At 70.4% G+C, this 16,417-nt stretch carries 15 protein-coding genes; 11 read left to right on the top strand and 4 right to left on the bottom strand.

The annotated features are described in order from the left end of the window. Positions 1-1,202, bottom strand: a 1,202-nt coding sequence (locus tag ISG29_RS00005) for an IS1380 family transposase (RefSeq protein ID WP_194501333.1), incomplete at its 3' end; no start/stop codon positions are given. Between the two features lie 519 nt (positions 1,203-1,721). Next, positions 1,722-1,970, bottom strand: coding sequence for an integrase core domain-containing protein (locus tag ISG29_RS00010; RefSeq protein ID WP_194501334.1), 249 nt, complete (start codon positions 1,968-1,970; stop codon positions 1,722-1,724). A gap of 876 nt (positions 1,971-2,846) precedes the next feature. On the opposite strand from ISG29_RS00010, the gene ISG29_RS00015 reads away from it, so the two are divergent. The 5 genes from ISG29_RS00015 (at position 2,847) to ISG29_RS00035 (ending at position 7,658) form a co-directional block, all read left to right on the top strand. After that, complete coding sequence (locus tag ISG29_RS00015) at positions 2,847-3,485, top strand: hypothetical protein (RefSeq protein ID WP_194501335.1); 639 nt, start codon at positions 2,847-2,849, stop codon at positions 3,483-3,485. 26 nt (positions 3,486-3,511) lie between these two features. Beyond that, positions 3,512-4,138: a hypothetical protein gene (locus ISG29_RS00020; RefSeq protein WP_194501336.1), complete on the top strand. Its 627-nt coding sequence runs from the start codon at positions 3,512-3,514 to the stop codon at positions 4,136-4,138. A 67-nt stretch (positions 4,139-4,205) separates the two neighbouring features. Then, positions 4,206-5,762 (top strand): sulfatase-like hydrolase/transferase, encoded by a 1,557-nt coding sequence (locus ISG29_RS00025; protein ID WP_194501337.1) that lies wholly within the window; start codon positions 4,206-4,208, stop codon positions 5,760-5,762. Positions 5,763-5,781: 19 nt separating this feature from the next. Further along, positions 5,782-7,224 carry a M15 family metallopeptidase gene (locus tag ISG29_RS00030; protein ID WP_194501338.1) on the top strand — a complete coding sequence of 481 codons (1,443 nt, stop codon included), beginning with the start codon at positions 5,782-5,784 and terminating at the stop codon, positions 7,222-7,224. After that, a complete protein-coding gene (locus ISG29_RS00035) occupies positions 7,224-7,658 on the top strand; it encodes an HIT family protein (RefSeq protein WP_194501339.1) in 435 nt (144 codons plus the stop codon). Before ISG29_RS00030 ends, ISG29_RS00035 begins: the two co-directional genes overlap by 1 nt. A gap of 69 nt (positions 7,659-7,727) precedes the next feature. Here the strand turns inward: ISG29_RS00035 and ISG29_RS00040 are convergent, their stop codons facing one another. Next, positions 7,728-9,221: an MFS transporter gene (locus ISG29_RS00040; RefSeq protein ID WP_194501340.1), complete on the bottom strand. Its 1,494-nt coding sequence runs from the start codon at positions 9,219-9,221 to the stop codon at positions 7,728-7,730. Positions 9,222-9,284: 63 nt separating this feature from the next. Between ISG29_RS00040 and ISG29_RS00045 the strand changes: the two genes are divergently transcribed. Genes ISG29_RS00045 through ISG29_RS00060 form a run of 4 tightly spaced genes read left to right on the top strand, consistent with a single transcriptional unit; the run spans position 9,285 to position 14,269 of the window. Further along, entirely contained in the window at positions 9,285-10,292 is a 1,008-nt protein-coding gene (locus tag ISG29_RS00045; RefSeq protein ID WP_194501341.1) for a helix-turn-helix transcriptional regulator, read from the top strand. Positions 10,293-10,343: 51 nt separating this feature from the next. Then, on the top strand, positions 10,344-11,108 hold the full coding sequence (locus ISG29_RS00050) for an SDR family NAD(P)-dependent oxidoreductase (RefSeq protein ID WP_194501342.1): 765 nt from the start codon (positions 10,344-10,346) through the stop codon (positions 11,106-11,108). Positions 11,109-11,154: 46 nt separating this feature from the next. After that, positions 11,155-12,192: a DUF3048 domain-containing protein gene (locus tag ISG29_RS00055; protein WP_194501343.1), complete on the top strand. Its 1,038-nt coding sequence runs from the start codon at positions 11,155-11,157 to the stop codon at positions 12,190-12,192. 55 nt (positions 12,193-12,247) lie between these two features. After that, complete coding sequence (locus ISG29_RS00060) at positions 12,248-14,269, top strand: M64 family metallopeptidase (protein WP_194501344.1); 2,022 nt, start codon at positions 12,248-12,250, stop codon at positions 14,267-14,269. A 12-nt stretch (positions 14,270-14,281) separates the two neighbouring features. Here the strand turns inward: ISG29_RS00060 and ISG29_RS00065 are convergent, their stop codons facing one another. Further along, entirely contained in the window at positions 14,282-15,001 is a 720-nt protein-coding gene (locus tag ISG29_RS00065) for a TetR/AcrR family transcriptional regulator (RefSeq protein ID WP_194501345.1), read from the bottom strand. 165 nt (positions 15,002-15,166) lie between these two features. Between ISG29_RS00065 and ISG29_RS00070 the strand changes: the two genes are divergently transcribed. Continuing rightward, positions 15,167-15,691 carry a hypothetical protein gene (locus ISG29_RS00070; protein ID WP_194501346.1) on the top strand — a complete coding sequence of 175 codons (525 nt, stop codon included), beginning with the start codon at positions 15,167-15,169 and terminating at the stop codon, positions 15,689-15,691. A gap of 124 nt (positions 15,692-15,815) precedes the next feature. Then, a complete protein-coding gene (locus ISG29_RS00075; RefSeq protein ID WP_194501347.1) occupies positions 15,816-16,379 on the top strand; it encodes a YqgE/AlgH family protein in 564 nt (187 codons plus the stop codon). The last annotated feature ends 38 nt before the right edge of the window (positions 16,380-16,417 follow it).

Consider the following 16,417-nt stretch of genomic DNA (forward strand, 5'->3'; position numbering starts at 1 on the left):
CGCGTCCACGCGGTCAGGTCGGCAGCGATCATGGTCAGCGCGAGCCAGGTCTGGTTGATGTCGAACTCCCGGGAGGGGAACCGGCCCAGGCCGGATTCTTTGGCGTGCCGGATGCGGTCCTCGACGCGGGCGTGGGCCCGGTGCCGGGCTTTAAGGAAGGCCAGCTGGCCGACGGTGGTGTTGGTGACGAAGGCCTGATAGCGCCAGCCGTCGCGCTCCTCGAACAGCGACAGCTGCGCGCCGGGGTGCGGCCGCTCGCGGCGGACGATGACGCGCATCCCGTCCGGCCACTGCGCGAGCACCGCCGGGTTGATGAGGCCGGTCAGCTCGGCCACGTCGCCGCCTTCTCGGATGCCGCCGTCGGCGTCGATCGCGGGTGTCCAGATCTTCTTGGGGACCAGGTCGATGGCGTCGCGGAGCTTCTCGGTGAGGGGGAAGCCCACGGAGTAGTCGACGCTGCGGCCGCGGACCTTGCCTTGTTCGGTGAGCCAGTCGAGCAGCCCGTGGAACGCGCCAGCGCCATCGCTACGGATCAACAGCTTCTTGCGGTGAGCCGCGGGGATTTGGACGATCGCCTCGGTGAGGACGTCGATGTGGTCGGCGGTGGTGTTCGATCCGGCGTTCCCGGCACGGAGCTTGCCGGCGAGGAACTCGCCGGTGTTGTCACACCACGCGCCCAGCGGGTGGTAGCCGAAGGTCCGCTTGAACGTTGCCGCAGCGTTCTCCTTCTCGCTGTGGGTGACCACGATCGTGGCGTCGATGTCGATCGTGATCGTGTCTTCGAGGTCGGTGCCGGCGACCCGACTGGTCGGAACCCCGTCGGGCAGCAGGGACTCGACGTGGCGACGGGTTCGTGCCCGCGCGCGGGCGATCTGCTTCAACCGGGCCGGAGACACCTGCTTCAGGGTCCGCCACACCGTCGGTGCCGAGGCGACCGGACCGAGCACGCCAGCCTGGTGGCGCAGCACGTCAATGTCGGCGATCGCCTCACCACCGTCGGCGAGCATCACCGCGACGTCTCCCAGCACACGGCCGCGGTCGTGGCCCGGGTTGAAGTTGCGGCGAGCCATCGCCGCCGAAAGGTTTCCGGTGGGGCCCGTCCGGTCGGCCAGGAGCCTCGTCGCGACGCTGCCCGCGTGGGCCACCACGCCGACACCATCACCGGTCACGGACAGACCCGCCGACCACGAAGTACGCTTCACCTACCGAGTGCCTCTCTGCTGGGACTACTTGAACCGTCGCAAGTCCAAGTTTCCCCTGCAGTGCAGGCACTTCGGTGCTTCTACGCGCCGATCACGCTGCGGAGTCGTGAACGATCCGGGTTAAGGAGAAGTTTGAGTGACTGCACAAATTAAGTTTGATAGGCCCCCTTACCATTTTGGTGGCGCAGATTTTTTCCGGCGCTACGATTGTTACGTGGACGGTTTTAATGTAGGGAAACTGGCAAAGGATTCGAGCTTGACGTGTCAAGTCGAGCCAGGAAATCATGTCGTTGAAGCTAGGATAGACTGGCAAGGAAGTGACCAGCAAAGCATCTTCTTAGAAGCCAACGAGGTTGCCGTAGTGACGGTAATCACCGAGGCGAAGCTAGCGACGTTTGCTTCGAAGATGGTGAAACGCCGCGGCTGGCTTTCGCTTCGAGTTAAGTTGGAGTAAGATTTTCATGAGAAGCTGTTGCAAGGATCGCTGTGAAGTGAACCGTCACGGGTTCTCTGCCGCTCCTATACGGGGTGCGGCCCTCGGTTGAGGGCAGCGTAATAGTCGTGCTCGTGTTCGGCTGGCGGGATCTGGCCGGTACTGGAGTGCAGGCGGCGGTGGTTCCACCAGTCGACCCAGCCGGCGGCGGCGTACTCGCCGTCGACGAGGGTCTTGAACGGACCTGTATGGAAGACGTCGGTGGTGATGGCCTCGGTCTTATACAGACCGATGATCGATTGGGCCCTACCCCCGTGTCCAAGATCCGGGTTCAAGGCCCGACGCCGAGCGTTGACTTACCAAGCTGGAGACGATGAGCGACATTGTTCAATCAGCGCGGTCTCGGGCCCCAAGAGTTCTTGGAATCCGGGTCCGAGTCCGGTTCGGTACCGGCGAATTGGTCGAGTCGGCCCGCCTGGCAAGGAGAGTCCCGGGGAGGGGTGGGGTTTGAGGGCTGGCGGCGCGGCGTGAGGTAGAGGGCCATCGGCGGGATCTTCGGTGTGTACGGCCAAGCACTCACTGAAGAAAGAGGTCCACCGATGGCCATGCCCCAGTCTGCCCTGCTTCACCTACCGAGTGCCTTCCGCTGGGCGACCTGGAACCTCAGACAAGTCCAAGTCTTCCCTGCTCAGATGGCACTTCCGTGTTTCTACGCGTCGATCACGCCGCCGTGTCGTGAACGATCCGGGCTAACGCTGACCGGCGAGTCCTACCGCACCCGGACCCGCCGCCACCTACTCGCCAACACACCTCCGGCCAGCAACCGCTGACCGGACCAACCGAAGAGGGGTCAAAATTCAGACGACGCCAGGGGGTCAGTTTTCGCGCGGAGTTGACAAACGCTCGCGGTGATCGCGTAAAGAGGCAATAAACCGCCCCCTCGGCCCTGTCCACCGGCGTTGATTTGTGATCGGTGGTTTCGCTGAATCGCGGTGACCTCCCGTAGTGGGGGGCGGGGCGCGCTGGAGGGCCGGCCGGGTCGGCCGTCCTCCAGGCAGCCCCTGCCGATGTGGTCGGACCACTGTTCACGGATCACGGTCGCCACACAGGGTCAGAACCTGCCGTAGCCCGTCCGCCCCAGGGGCGGGGCGAGATCGTCAGTGTAGGTCCAGAGTCACAACCTTTCTGCCCGTCGGCGCATCCCACCGAACATGAACACGACGACAGCGGCTTCGATCCGGCGCCGCTGGTGGCGCGGCCTCGCCGTCACCGGCGTCCTCGCCCTAGCGCTCGGCACCGCGGCTGGGTGCGGCACGGAGGACTCCGACGTGGCCGCCGACCCGTCGGCCAGCCCGATGGCCACCTCGACCCAAAACCCGAGCCCGAGCCAGAGCCCGAGCCAGGCGCCCAGCGAGTTCGCGCCCGAGGAGGCGTCGGTGAGCGCGAGCGCCTCGGCCAAGCCCACCTACATCCGCTACGCCGGCGGTGAGTACGCAGGCCCGTTCGTCGCCGACAGCAGCCAGATCGACAAGCTCGAGGGAGCGCCGGAGTCCTTCAAGACCTTCATCGGCACGGTGGCCGACGAGCTCGAGGCGACGAACGACTGCAAGCCGAAGAGCGGGGTGAACGTGTTCGACGTGCGCTCCGACGGCTACGCCTCGGGCGGCGTCCACCAGTGCGGCGGCTACGTCGCACTGTGGGCGGAGGTCGACGGCACGTGGAAGGAGATCGGCGGCACCCAGGCGGCCTGGAGGTGCAGCCTACTGAAGCGCTACGGCGTGCCGCACGTGGTAGTCAACAAGTGCGCCGTGCCCGGGCAGGACGAGCTCGTCGTCAACCACCAGAAGTGACCACCCTTGCCACCAAGGAGATGACCATGAGCAGCACCCGACCGGCCCCACGCACTCTGTGGCACGGCGCCGCGGCAGCCGGCGTCCTCACCGTCACGCTCGGTGCCCTCGCCGGCTGTGGCGATCCAGGCCCCGAGATCATCTCCGGGAGCCCGCAGGGAGCATCCGCGAGCGAGTCGCTCGCCCCGTCCGGCGACTCCCCGGCGTCGTCACCCGCGTCGTCACCCGCGACGTCAACGTCACCCTCGGAGACCGCGAAGCCGGAGTACATCCGCTACGCGGGCGGGGAGGATCCCGGGCCGTTCATCGCGAACAGCACCCAGGTCGCCAAGCTCAAGGGCGCGCCCGACGACTTCAAGAACTTCATCGGCCGGGTCGCCGACGACCTCCAGGAGCAGAGCAGTTGTCAGGCCGATGTCGGGGTGACCGTGTTCGACGTGCGCAGCGACGGCTTCGCCTCCGGCGCCATCAGCGACTGCGGCGGCTACCAGGCGCTGTGGGCCAAGGTCGGTCAGGAGTGGAAGGAGATCGCCGGCACCCAAGACATCTGGACCTGCTCCCTGCTCAAGGAGTACGCGGTGCCCAGCGACGTCGCCGGCAACCAGTGCTACGTGCCCGGCCAGAGTGATCTCCAGAAGTACCGACAGAAGTGACCGCACCCGTCGCTGCCGGACAGTAGAGTCCGCCGGACCGTCATCGACCCAACGCTTGGGGACGCGCATGACTCTCACCCACACCGGACGACGCGGCGTGGCCGCCCTGACCGTCTCGGCGATGGCCGTGCTCGGCGCCGTCGGCTCGGCTGGACCCTCCTCCGAGGCGGCCCCGGTCGGCTCGGCGGGCACGGACTCACCCGCACCATTGGTGATGCCGGGGAACGCAGTGCAGGAGAGCTACACGCCGCCGTCCAAGCGGCCGAACATCCTGCTCATCACCACCGACGACATGGCGCCCGGTGATCTCGCCTTCATGCCCCACGTGCGCCGGTTGATCGGGAAGGCCGGCACCACCTTCACCAACGCAGTGGCGCCGACGCCGATCTGCGTACCCGCCCGCGCCAGCCTGCTGACCGGTCAATACGCCCACAACCACGGTGCGGTGACCATCGGCGGCCAGGGCGGGGGCTTCGACGCCTTCGGCGACAAGGCCACGCTGCCGGTGTGGCTGAAGAAGGCCGGCTACGACACCCTTTTCGTCGGCAAGTACCTCAACTCCTACGGCCAGGGTCGGCGCTCGAAGACCTACGTGCCGCCGGGGTGGAGCGACTGGCGCGGCAGCCTCGACCCCACCACCTACGACTTCTCCCACGCCCGGCTCAACATCAACCGCCACGTGCGCGATATCAAGACATACAACACCACCGTCTTCGCCGACCAGACGGCCGCCATGCTCAACGCGCCACGGCGCCGGCAACACCCCTGGTACCTCTGGGTCAACTACGTCGCACCGCACTTCGGCGGCCCGCGCGAGGCCGACGACCCGCTGCGCACCCACCCGCACTACACGCCCGTGGTGAAGACGACCTCGCCCGCGCCGAAGTACCGCAACGCCTTCGCCGGCACACCGCTGCCGAACACGCCCGACATGTTCGAGAGCCACACGAAGGACAAGGCGAAGGGCTCACCGGCGCGCAACCGGTGGGACAAGACCGGCAGGCTGCTGCTGCGGGAGGCCCACCAGCAGCGCCTCGAGGCGCTCCAGTCGGTCGACGACGCGGTGGCTCGCCACCTGCGCATCCTGCGCCGCACCACGATGCTCGAGAACACCATCGTGGCGTTCGGGTCCGACAACGGCTACGCCGTCGGTCAGCACAACGTCGACGGCAAGCTGTGGCACTACGGCACCATCGCCCACGTGCCGCTGGTGATGCGCGGCCCGGGCATCCCGCGCGACGCGCGGCGCAACGTGCTGGTCGGCCTGCCCGATCTGCCGGTCTCGTTCGCCGCGGCGGCTCGCGCCAAGCCGATGCGCCGCGTCGACGGGATCAACGTTCTTGCCCACCTGGGCAAGAACCCCGGGCGCCGCGTGCTGCCGGTCGAGGCCTGGCCCGTCGAGGGCCACGGGCACCGCCTCTACCGCGGTGTGCGCGTCGGTCCGTGGAGCTACGCGCGGCTGCGTGGTGGCGGCGAGGAGCTCTACAACCTCGCCGACGACCCGTTCGAGCTCAGCAGCCGGCTCGGCACCCGCTACGAGGACCAGCTGACCGAGCTGCGGAAGCTGACTCGCGACCTGACCGACTGCGCCGGCTCGGAGTGCCTGCCGCAGTTCTACAAGTAGGAGACGGACACTTCATCCCATGCTCTCTCGGATCCCCCTGGCCCGGCTGACCTCCCTCCTTGCCCACGCGCTCGTGCTGGTGGTGCTCGCCGCCCTGCTGGGAGCGGCCCCGACCGAAGCCGCCGACGCCGAGTCGGGGGCGTCCCTCACGCTCGACGTGCCGCCCGGGTACGCCGACACCGACGCCCCGCTCACCCTCACCCTCCTCGACGCGGACGGCGCACCCCTGGCCGGCGAGCAGGTGCAGGTCGAGCGGCGCAAGGCGGGGAAGTGGCGCCAGGTCGCCACGCTGACCACAGACGACCAGGGCGCGGCCAGCACCACGCTGACCCGCTCGAAGCAGCCGAAGGACAACCGGGTGCGGGCCACCTGGGCGGGGGATCCGAACGCCACCCCGCCCGTCGACGGCGCCTCCGCCGGACCGCTCACGATGCAGCTGCGGCCTCGGTCCTCACGTCCGCGGCTGCTTGGCCCCAGCAGCGTCGTCGACGAGCAGAGCATCGACTTGACCATCCGGTGGCGCACCGGCAACGGCGACCCCGTCTCGGGGCGCGTGAAGCTCCAGCGGCGCGACCCGGGGCAGCAGTGGCGCACCGTGCGGCGTCCGCGCACCGGCGACGACGGCACCCACACGTTCACCACGACCCCGCGGGTCGACACGAGGTGGCGGGTGCTCACGCAGCGGCGCCCGTGGATCCAGCGCGGGGTCAGCCCGGTGAAGGCCGTCGACAACGTCCCGCCCGGCGACCCCGTCGTGCTGCCGAAGGCGGCACCCGCGCCCCGGCGGTCGCTGCCGCGGGCGCCCCGCGCGGTGGGGGCCGGCGCGAACGCCGTCGTCACCGGCATCCCGAGCGGTGTGTGGCGCTCGATGGTGGGTCGCTCCTGGCACCGCGGCTGTCCGGTGGGTCGCTCCCAGCTGCGGCTGTTGCGGGTCAACTACTGGGGCTACGACGGCTACCGCTACCGCGGTGAGCTGGTGGCGCGGGCCGACGTGATGGGCCAGATGCGCGGCGTGTTCGAGACGTTGTACGCCCGCGATCTCCCGGTGCGATCGATGGTGCGCGTCGACCGGTTCGGCTGGTCACCCAAGCTCCAGGGGGCCAACGACTACGCCTCGATGGCCGCCGGCAACACCTCGGCGTTCAACTGTCGCCAGGTGGTCGGTCGCCCCGGCGTGAACTCGCCGCACACCTACGGTCGCGCGCTCGACCTCAACACCTGGGAGAACCCCTACTACTCCGCCGGCCGCTGGTGGCCCGACACCTGGTGGGTCAACCGGTCGCACCCGCGCGTCGCCTGGCGATCGACCTCGCACGCCGTGGTGAGGATCCTCAAGGCACACGGGTTCCGCTGGACCTACGGCACCCAGGACTCACAGCACTTCGACGCCGTGCCCCGCAACGCCCGCGTGGCACCACGCATGCTGCTGCCGAAGGGCTGCCGCACCCAGGTCTGCGACTGATGGCCGATCCGGTCTCGACCTCACCCGCGGCGTGCGTGTTCTGCCGCATCGTCGCGGGTGAGGACGAAGCAGCCGTCGTGCTCGAGACCGACGACCTGATCGCATTCCTCGACCAACGGCCGGTGTTCCGCGGGCACGTGCTGCTGGTGCCGCGCGAGCACGTCGTCACACTGCCCGACCTCCCGGCGGCCCTGCGCGACCCGTTCCTCGCCGCGGCCCAGCGCATCGCGACCGCGGTGGTCGAGGGGCTGGGTGCCCAGGGCAGCTTCGTGGCGATGAACAACACCGTCAGCCAGTCGGTGCCCCACCTGCACCTGCACGTCGTGCCGCGCACCAAGGGCGACGGACTGCGCGGCTTCTTCTGGCCCCGGCAGAAGTACGGCGACGGCGAGCGAGCCGAGTACGCCGCCCGGCTGCACGCCGCCCTGGCCTGACCACCGGGCGGTCGTCCTCGTCGGGAGCCGCAGCTCCCTGACGAACCTGCCCGGGTCCGACGAGTGGGCTCAGTGGGCGGCAGTGGGGTTGGCGTGGCGGGGGAGCCGCCACGCGAGACCCCATGCCAGGGCGAGCAGTGCGACCACGAGCAGCAGGGTGTGCTCGGTGGCCTCGAGATGCCGACCGGAGCCGATCGCGGCGGCCGGGCCACCGTCGTCCAGGGCCAGGACGTGGAAGAACATCGTGGCGAGCGCGGCCACGCCGAGCGAGGCGCCGAGTTGCTCGACCGAGGTGAGCAGCCCGGTGGCCGACCCGACCTCGTGATCCTCGACATCGCCGAGCGCGATGCTGAACAGCGGCACGAACACCATGCCCATGCCGACTCCGAACACGGCCAGACCCGGCGCCAGGTCGAGTGCGCCGACATCGTCGCCTGCCGAGAGGTTGCGCAACAGCAGCCAGATGACGCCGCAGCCGGCCGCCATGACCGCCACCCCGAGGTGCAGCACCCGGCGTCCCATCCGCACGCCCACGGCCGAGCCGAAGCCGGCGCCGACGAAGCTGCCCACCGCGAGCGAGGCGAGGTAGAGGCTGGCGGTCATCGCGGTCTTGCCCAAACCCACCTGGAGGAAGACGCCCATCACGAGCTGCATGCCGACCACGCAACCGAAGAACACCATGAAGAACAGCACGCCCGCGACGAACGAGGACTTGCGCAGCACGCTGGCCTCGAACAGCGGGGTGAGCCCGCGGCCGGCGCGGCGGCGCTGGTGCGCCCCGAGCAGCACGACCACGGGCGCGGCTGCGACGAGCATCGCGAAGATCCACAGCGGCCAGCCCTGCTCGCGGCCCTCGACGAGCGGGAAGACGAGCAGCAGGCCGAGCGTCGCGAACAGGGCCGTACCGACGAGGTCGAGCCGGTGCCCGGCGTGCGAGGGGGTCGTGCGGGGGAGCACGCGCAACCCGGAGACGAGCAGCAGCAGGCCGATCGGCAGGTTGATGAGGAAGGCCGAGCGCCAGCCGAGCCCCGCCGGGTCGAGCTTGATCAGCGCGCCGGCCAGCACCGGGCCGAGCACGGTCGAGAGGCCGATGGCCGGGCCCATGATGCCCATCGCCTTGCCGACGCCCTCGGGGCCGAAGATCTCGCGCAGCAGCCCGATGCCCTGGGGCACCATCGCCGCGGCGAGCAGCCCCTGCGCGGCGCGCGCTCCGATGAGGACGCCGCCACTCGGTGCGAGCGCGCACACCACCGAGGCCGCGACGAAGCCGGTGAGCCCGATGAGCAGCATCCGCCGGCGTCCGACCACGTCGCCGAGCCGCGCGCCGGCCATCAGGCCGGCCGCCAGAGCCAGGGTGTAGGCCGCGGAGATCCACTCCAGGGCGGCGGTGGACATCGCGAGATCGGCGCGCACGACGGGCGCGGCGACCGTCACGATCGTGGTGTCGAGGATGTTGAGCACCACGGCACCGAGCACGACCAGGAAGGCCGGCCACGGCGAGTGGGTGGGCGCGGGAGCCGGCGCTTCGGCGTGGGCGTGGGCGGGGTTCTCTGTCAGAGTCATGAGCGGCACGCTAGGAGCGCATCAGGCACGTTCCGTTCCTGATCAAGCACTAATCTGCATGGCATGTCCGAGACCTCCACCGGCCCCTCCGGGCGGCTGCTCCAGCTGCTCTCCCTGCTTCAGACACCTCGCGAGTGGCCCGGCCCGGTGCTCGCGCGGCGCCTGGAGGTCAGCGAGCGCACCGTGCGCAACGACGTCGAGCGGCTGCGCCGGCTCGGCTACCCGGTCGAGGCCACGCGCGGGTCGACCGGCGGCTACCGCCTCGCCGCCGGCGCCGCGATGCCGCCACTGCTGCTCGACGACGACGAGGCGGTGGCCATCACCCTCGCGCTGCGCACCGCTATCGGCGGCTCGGTCTCCGGGTTGGAGCAGAGCTCGCTCCAGGCGCTCACCAAGCTCCAGCAGGTGCTGCCCCGACACCTCAGGGGCCAGGTCGACGCGCTGACGGCGGCGCACCAGCGGGTCGGCCGGCCCCATCGCGGCAGTGACGAGGGTGGGGGCGTCGAGGCCGGCGTCCTGACCCTGCTCGCGGAGGCGGTGCGCGACCGGGTGATCGTGCGGTTCGGCTACGCCGACCACTCCGGCGCCCAGAGCGAGCGGCGGGTCGAGCCGTACCGCCTGGTGAGTATGGGTCGCCGCTGGTACCTCGTGGCGTGGGACGTGCATCGCGACGGCTGGCGCACCTTCCGGGTCGATCGGTTGCGCGAGACCCGCTCGGTCGGTCACGGATACCGCCCGCGGCCGCTGCCCGCCGACGATGTGGCGGCCTGGGTCGCCGAGCGCACCCGCGCCGTGCGGCACCGGCTCGTCGGCACGGTACGGGTGCACCTGCCGGCCGAGACCGTGCAGCAGTGGCTCGGCTGGTGGGTCGTCGTCTCGATCGAGGTCGAGACCGACGACTGCTGCCTCGTGCGCATCGGTGGCCAGAGCTGGGAAGGCGGTGCGCGCTGGCTCGCGACGCTCGACGGCACGTTCGAGGTGCTCGACCCGCCCGAGCTCCTCGAGGCCGTCCGCGAGGTCGCCGACCGGCTCGCCCGGAGCCTGCCGAGCGGTGCCAGGAGCACCGTCTAGTCTGTCCGATGGCCCTCGGGCCTACTGAGAACTTCGAGACGGGAGTAGCAGATGGGTCGCTTCGACGGACGGGTCGTCGTCATCACCGGAGCCGCGCGCGGCATCGGGTACGGGACCGCCAGCCGGTTCGCCGAGGAGGGTGCCTCCGTGGCGATCCTCGACCTCGACGAGTCCGCAGCGTCGGAGGCGGCCGGCCGACTGCCCCTGGTCGACGGCGCGAAGGCCATCGGTGTCGCCTGCAACGTCTCCGACTCCGCCTCGGTCGACGCCGCCGTCGGGCGTGTGGTCGACGAGCTCGGCGGCCTCCACGTGCTGGTCAACAACGCCGGCATCACCCGCGACAACCTGCTGTTCAAGATGACCGAGGAGGATTGGGATCTCGTCATGGCGGTGCACCTCAAGGGCGCCTTCCTCATGAGCAAGGCCGCCCAGAAGGTCTTCACCGAGCAGAAGTACGGCAAGATCGTGAACACCTCCAGCGTCTCGGCGCTGGGCAACCGGGGCCAGGCCAACTACGCCGCCGCCAAGATGGGCATCCAGGCCTTCACGCGCACGCTGGCCATCGAGCTCGGCCCCTACGGCGTCAACGTCAACGCCGTCGCGCCCGGGTTCATCGTGACCGAGATGACCGACGCCACCGCCGTGCGGCTGAAGATGGAGCCCGAGCAGCTGCGGCAGATGAACGCCGAGGCCAACCCGGTGCGCCGCGTCGGCGAGCCCGCCGACATCGCGGCCGCCGTCACCTTCCTCGCCAGCGACGAGGCGGGCTACGTCACCGGCCAGACGCTCTACGTCGACGGCGGCTCCACGCTCTGACCCCCGCGGGCCCTCGCGCCCGTCGTCCGCTCGAAGGGAATCCTCCGTGCCCTTGCCGCACCGTGCCCGCGCAGCCGGCGCCCTCGTCCTCGTGGGCGCGCTGACCCTCGCCGGATGCTCCCGCGGCGACGAGTCGCCCGCCGCCTCAGGGGCGGCGTCCCCGGCGCCGTCCCAGTCGGTCACCTCGGCGCCGAAGGTCAAGCAGCAGACCTGGCCGCTGACCGGCCTGCGTGTCGCCAAGCAGCAGAGCGCGGCGCAGCACCACCCGGTGATGGTGCTCAAGATGGACAACACCTCCAGCAGTGCACCGCAGAAGGGTCTCGGCTCGGCCGACATGGTCGTCGAGGAGCTCGTGGAGGGCGGGCTCACGCGGCTCGCGGCGTTCTACTACTCGAAGATCCCGGGTGTGGTCGGCCCGGTGCGCTCGATGCGGGCCAGCGACATCGGCATCGTCTCGCCCGTGCACGGCGCGATGGTCACCAGCGGGGCGGCGCCGGTCACGATCCGTCGCATCAGCGGCGCCGGGATCCGGTTCTTCAACGAGGGCTCGAAGGGCTTCTTCCGCGACACCAGCCGTTCGGCGCCGTACAACCTCTTCACCAACCTCTCGCAGACGGCGACGCTGGTGGCGACGAAGAAGGCCGTCCGGCCGCCGAACTACCTGCCGTGGGGCCGCGCCTCGAAGCTGCCGAAGGGAGCGCCCGCGCGGTCGATGCAGGCGACCTTCTCCTATGGGCACACCACGAGCTGGGCCTACGAGGACGGCCACTACCGCAACACCAACACCAATGCGGCTCAGGGCGACCAGTTCCTCGCCGACACCGTGTTGGTGCTGCGGGTGCAGGTGGGAGACGCCGGCTACCTCGACCCCGCCGGCAACCCGGTGCCCGAGACCCACCTCGTCGGCAAGGGCTCGGCCATGCTGCTACACCGTGGCCGGGTCGTGCAGGCGCAGTGGGCGAAGAAGAGCCTCGGCTCACGACTGACGCTGAGCGTGCGCGGCAAGCCGCTGCGGGTGCCGCCCGGTCACACCTGGCTCGAGCTGGTGCCAGCCGCCACGGGAACCGTCACGATCGGACGCTGACCCACGGCCGTCCGGCCCCTCGCGGCCGTCGGTGGGGAGCACTACGCTGCCGCGCATGACACGGTCGGCTCGGGTACTGCTGGTCCTCCCGCTCGCGTGCGCGCTGGCTGCGCTCGGCCTCGGCGGTCCGCGCGCCGAGGCGGGGCCGGTCGTCGCCGGCACCGAGTCGCCCGGTGCCTCCTCGCCCGGTACCGGCCGGCAGATGTTGACGCTCCAGCTCGCCGACGACGGACTCCACGTCCTCGCGTCGTCCCCCGCCGCACGTTACGCCACCACGCCGCGCGGGACGGCTCCGGGCGTGAGCACCGCCGCGGTGGTGGTGGCCGATGACGCCGGGCGCACGGTGCGGCGCACCGCCGCGGTGCCGCTCGTGGTGCGGGCCGAACTCCCGGTGCGCCCGGGCGGGCGGCTCACCGGGCGCACGATGCGGGCCGGTTCCCCGGTGTTCCGCGTGATCGTGCCCGCCGACCTCGAGCCGAGCCGGATCGTGGTCCGCAGTGACGGACGCCGATACGTTGCGGTCGGTGCCGACGCACGACCTTCGCGTCGGGTCGATGCCCGGCGCGGGGTGACCCGCGTCGACCTGCCCGGCTTCCCGCTCGGGCCGATGGCCAACCGGCTCAACGTGGTGATCCTGGGCGACGGCTACACCCAGGGCCAGCACGACGCCTTCGTGCGTGATGCCGCCGACGTGGCCGACTCCCTGTTCGCGACCAAGCCCTATTCCTCCTACCGCGACTCCGTCAACGTGCTGGCTGGATTCGCGGTGTCCGACGAAGCAGGCGCCGATCACCCCGCGTACTCCTCCGGCTGCTCGGACACCTCGCCTTCGCCGACCTGCTGTCCCGACTCCGCCGCGGGCTCGACCGCATCGTTCGTCTCGACCCGCTACGACTCGACCTACTGCTCGTACGGCATCGAGCGGCTGCTCGTGCCGACCGACTCCGAACGACTCGTGAACGACGCCGACCTCGTGCTGCCCGACTGGGACCAGATCCTGGTCGTGGTCAACGACCCCGAGTACGGCGGTTCGGGCGGCGCCTTCGCCACCACGTCTCGCCACGCCTCGGGCGTGGCGGTGATGAAGCACGAACTGGGGCACTCCCTGCTGGGCCTCGACGACGAGTACACGACGTACACGCCGGGCTACCCGCCGTGTTCCGATGAGGTGGGGAGCGCGCGGGAATCCTGTCTGCCCAACATCACCGACGTGACCGACCGGTCCTCCCTGAAGTGGCGGCGCTGGGTCGACGACGCCACGCCCGTCCCGACGTCCTCGCCGCGAGCGGCCTCGGTGGTCGGGCTCTTCCGGGGCGGGCACTACTCGCCCGACACCTGGTATCGCCCCTGCGACGATTGCCTGATGCGGTCGCTGGGGCGGCCGATGGGTGCCGTGGAGTCCGAGCAACTGCCGCTGCGGCTCTTCTCGAGCGAGTCCGAGGGCGGCTTCGGGCTGAGCCTGGTCGATCTCGGCAGCGCCTCGCCCCTCCCGAGCGCCACGGTGGGCAGCGAGGTGGGCAGCCCGACGTCGTTCGCAGCGAAGGTGGTCAGTGAGCAGCCCGGCCCGGCGACGCACCTGACCTGGTCGGTCGACGGGACGCCCGTGGTCGATCGGGTCGTCGACACCGGCACCAAGCGCTTCACCTGGAGCCCGGAGGCAACCGGCACCCACACGGTGAGCCTGACCGCGGTGGCGCAGCCCGGCACGCTGCATGCCGACGACGTCGAGGCAACCGAGAGCGGTCTGACGTGGACAGTCGACGTCTCTGCGGGCGCAGGCGGTACCGGCGAGGCCCTCGGACCGCCGAAGGGGCGAGGCAAGCGGTACGCACGACCCGCCGACGCGCGGGACTGCTCCCGGGGTTCGCTGGCCGTGCGGCTCGGGCGCCCGGCGGGTGCTGCTCGGGCGCGCACGATGATCATGAAGGTCGACGGCACCCGCACGAAGAAGATCACGCGACGCTTCGAGCGGACGGTGCGGTTGCCCCTCCCCGACGCCGCGACGCGCGTCGACGTCGTCGTCCGGCGAGTCTCGGCGAGCGCTTTGACCGTCTCGCGCCGCTACGACGTGTGCTGATTCCTAGCCGCTTCAGCCCCGATCGAGCCCTTGGGCGAGGCGAAGGTCGACGTCGGCGAGCCCGACGTCGGCGTCGGCAAGGGTCTGTAGCCCGGCGATGATGAAGCGCAGGGCGGTCTCGACGCGATCGGCGGCGGCCAGGGGGTCGTCGGCGCCGGCCACCGTGTCGCCCGCCGCGGAGAGGGCGCCGAAGAAGATGCGCGCGAAGGTCTGGAGCATGTCCTCCTCCAGTTCCCACGTGCCGGCGTCGAGGGTGCTGCGCACGATCTCCATGACCAGCGCGAAGGTGGAGCGCTCTTCCTGCTCGCGGTAGCGCTCGTAGCCCAGCACCGCGGGGCCGTCTTGAACCACGATGCGCCGGTAGCGGGGATCCTGCACGACGAGCAGGAAGGCCTGGAGGCCGGCGATGGCCTTCTCCCACGGCTCCTTGGTGGTGCGTAGGGCGGCCTTGATGGCCCGCGTGGCGTCGTCCTCGACGGTCTCGAAGACCGCCTCGAAGAGCGCCTGCTTGCCGGAGAAGTGGTGGTAGAGCGCGCCCTTGGTGACCTCAGCGCCCGCCACGATGCTGTCGAGCGAGGTGGCGGAGTAGCCCTGCTCGGTGAACAGTTGCTCGGCCACGGCGACGAGACCGCGCTTGGTCGAGGCGGAGAAGTCGGGACGGCGCGGCGAGGGCACGCCGGGTACCTTGGGAACCAGCTTCGACACGCTGGCGGACACGCTCGACTTCGCCATGTCACCAGTCTAGTGATCTGCGTCGTAGACCTAGATCACCCACCGTGTCAGGGATCACCGCAACGTTCACCCCGATGAAGTTGTACCGGTCATATCCATCTGCATACCGTAAGTACGTACCGATGGTATGTCCCACTTTCTGGTCCGCAGAAGGAGATCCCCCTCATGCCTGACACCCGCCGATTCGCCCGTGGAGAGATCCTCCGCCAGGCGATGATCGTGGCCGACATCCGCCTCGACGGACGTCTTCCCTGGGACCTCGATGGCGCACGCGAGTGCTTCGCCGACGACCTCGACTTCGTCGGCGCACTCTCGATGCGCTGGCACACGCGTCTGGCCGGTCGTATCGAGCGAGAGATCGGGGAGCACCCGATGCGCCTCGAGCACGGCGTGACCGTCGCCTGGACCGGCATCGCGGAGGAGATGCCCGGTACCCGCCTCGTGCTGGACCGCGCTTTCGCCGAGCCGGTCGACGAGCGCATGGCCACGGCCCTGGCCAAGGCGACGGCCAAGGAGCGGATGCTCCTGGCCGGCATGGCCGGGCAGTCGACCGCTGGCGACCTGCGCGGCGTGAACGTCGGAGCGCGCATCGAGCAGCAGGCCCGCGCTGCCTGGGTCGTCGCCGCCCCGACCAAGCAGCCGTCGTCTCGTTCGCTGTTCTCCCGGCTCCGGGCGGCCCTGGCCGCCTGACCGCGCCCGCGCCCGCGCCACAGTCCCACCGCGGCCCCGTACCCGACGCCTCTCCCTCCCTCCCTGACGTCGGGGCGGGGTCGTGGTGCGTGGAGCACTGTCGACCGGCGGGCAAGATGGGCGTATGAACGCCCTGGCCCCCGGCATGCTGCTGGTGGCGACGGCTGCCCTGACCGACCCGAACTTCGCCGACACCGTGGTGCTGCTGCTCGATGTCGGCGACGACGGCGCCGTGGGTGTCGTGCTGAACCGACCCACGGGGGTGGCGGTCGACGACGTGCTCGACGGCTGGGGGTCGGTGGTCGCCGAGCCCGTCGTGCTCTTCCACGGTGGCCCCGTCGGCCTCGAGGGCGCTCTGGCCGTCGCCCAGGTGCCCTTGACCGGCGACGCCGCGGCCGGCGCCGGGCTGCGGCCGATCTCGCCGGGGCTCGCGCTGGTCGACCTCGACCAGTCGTGCGAGGCGCTCGCCGGGCGCGTCACCGCCCTGCGCATCTTCGCCGGGTACGCCGGCTGGTCGGCCGGCCAACTCGAGGACGAGGTCGAGCAGGGCGCCTGGTACGTCGTCTCGTCGCGGGCGGGCGACCTGGCGCGTGAGGACACCAGCGGTCTGGCGCGTGACGTGCTGCGTCGTCAGCCCGGCGAGCTCGCCTGGGTCGCGACGCGTCCGGTGGACCCGGGGCTGAACTGACTCGGCCGACCCCGGTCCGGCCGGCTCCGGCGACTACA

The sequence above is a fragment of the Nocardioides acrostichi genome (genome assembly GCF_015319165.1).
Lineage (GTDB): Bacteria > Actinomycetota > Actinomycetes > Propionibacteriales > Nocardioidaceae > Nocardioides > Nocardioides acrostichi.

Excerpts from the sequence above, each read along its gene's own strand:
- ISG29_RS00035 (WP_194501339.1), top strand. The coding sequence starts at position 7,224 with ATGGCCGATCCGGTCTCGACCTCACCCGCGGCGTGCGTGTTCTGCCGC.
- ISG29_RS00025 (WP_194501337.1), top strand. The coding sequence starts at position 4,206 with ATGACTCTCACCCACACCGGACGACGCGGCGTGGCCGCCCTGACCGTC.
- ISG29_RS00060 (WP_194501344.1), top strand. The coding sequence starts at position 12,248 with ATGACACGGTCGGCTCGGGTACTGCTGGTCCTCCCGCTCGCGTGCGCG.
- ISG29_RS00050 (WP_194501342.1), top strand. The coding sequence starts at position 10,344 with ATGGGTCGCTTCGACGGACGGGTCGTCGTCATCACCGGAGCCGCGCGC.
- ISG29_RS00020 (WP_194501336.1), top strand. The coding sequence starts at position 3,512 with ATGAGCAGCACCCGACCGGCCCCACGCACTCTGTGGCACGGCGCCGCG.
- ISG29_RS00065 (WP_194501345.1), bottom strand. The coding sequence starts at position 15,001 with ATGGCGAAGTCGAGCGTGTCCGCCAGCGTGTCGAAGCTGGTTCCCAAG.
- ISG29_RS00040 (WP_194501340.1), bottom strand. The coding sequence starts at position 9,221 with ATGACTCTGACAGAGAACCCCGCCCACGCCCACGCCGAAGCGCCGGCT.
- ISG29_RS00030 (WP_194501338.1), top strand. The coding sequence starts at position 5,782 with ATGCTCTCTCGGATCCCCCTGGCCCGGCTGACCTCCCTCCTTGCCCAC.
- ISG29_RS00070 (WP_194501346.1), top strand. The coding sequence starts at position 15,167 with ATGCCTGACACCCGCCGATTCGCCCGTGGAGAGATCCTCCGCCAGGCG.
- ISG29_RS00015 (WP_194501335.1), top strand. The coding sequence starts at position 2,847 with ATGAACACGACGACAGCGGCTTCGATCCGGCGCCGCTGGTGGCGCGGC.
- ISG29_RS00075 (WP_194501347.1), top strand. The coding sequence starts at position 15,816 with ATGAACGCCCTGGCCCCCGGCATGCTGCTGGTGGCGACGGCTGCCCTG.
- ISG29_RS00045 (WP_194501341.1), top strand. The coding sequence starts at position 9,285 with ATGTCCGAGACCTCCACCGGCCCCTCCGGGCGGCTGCTCCAGCTGCTC.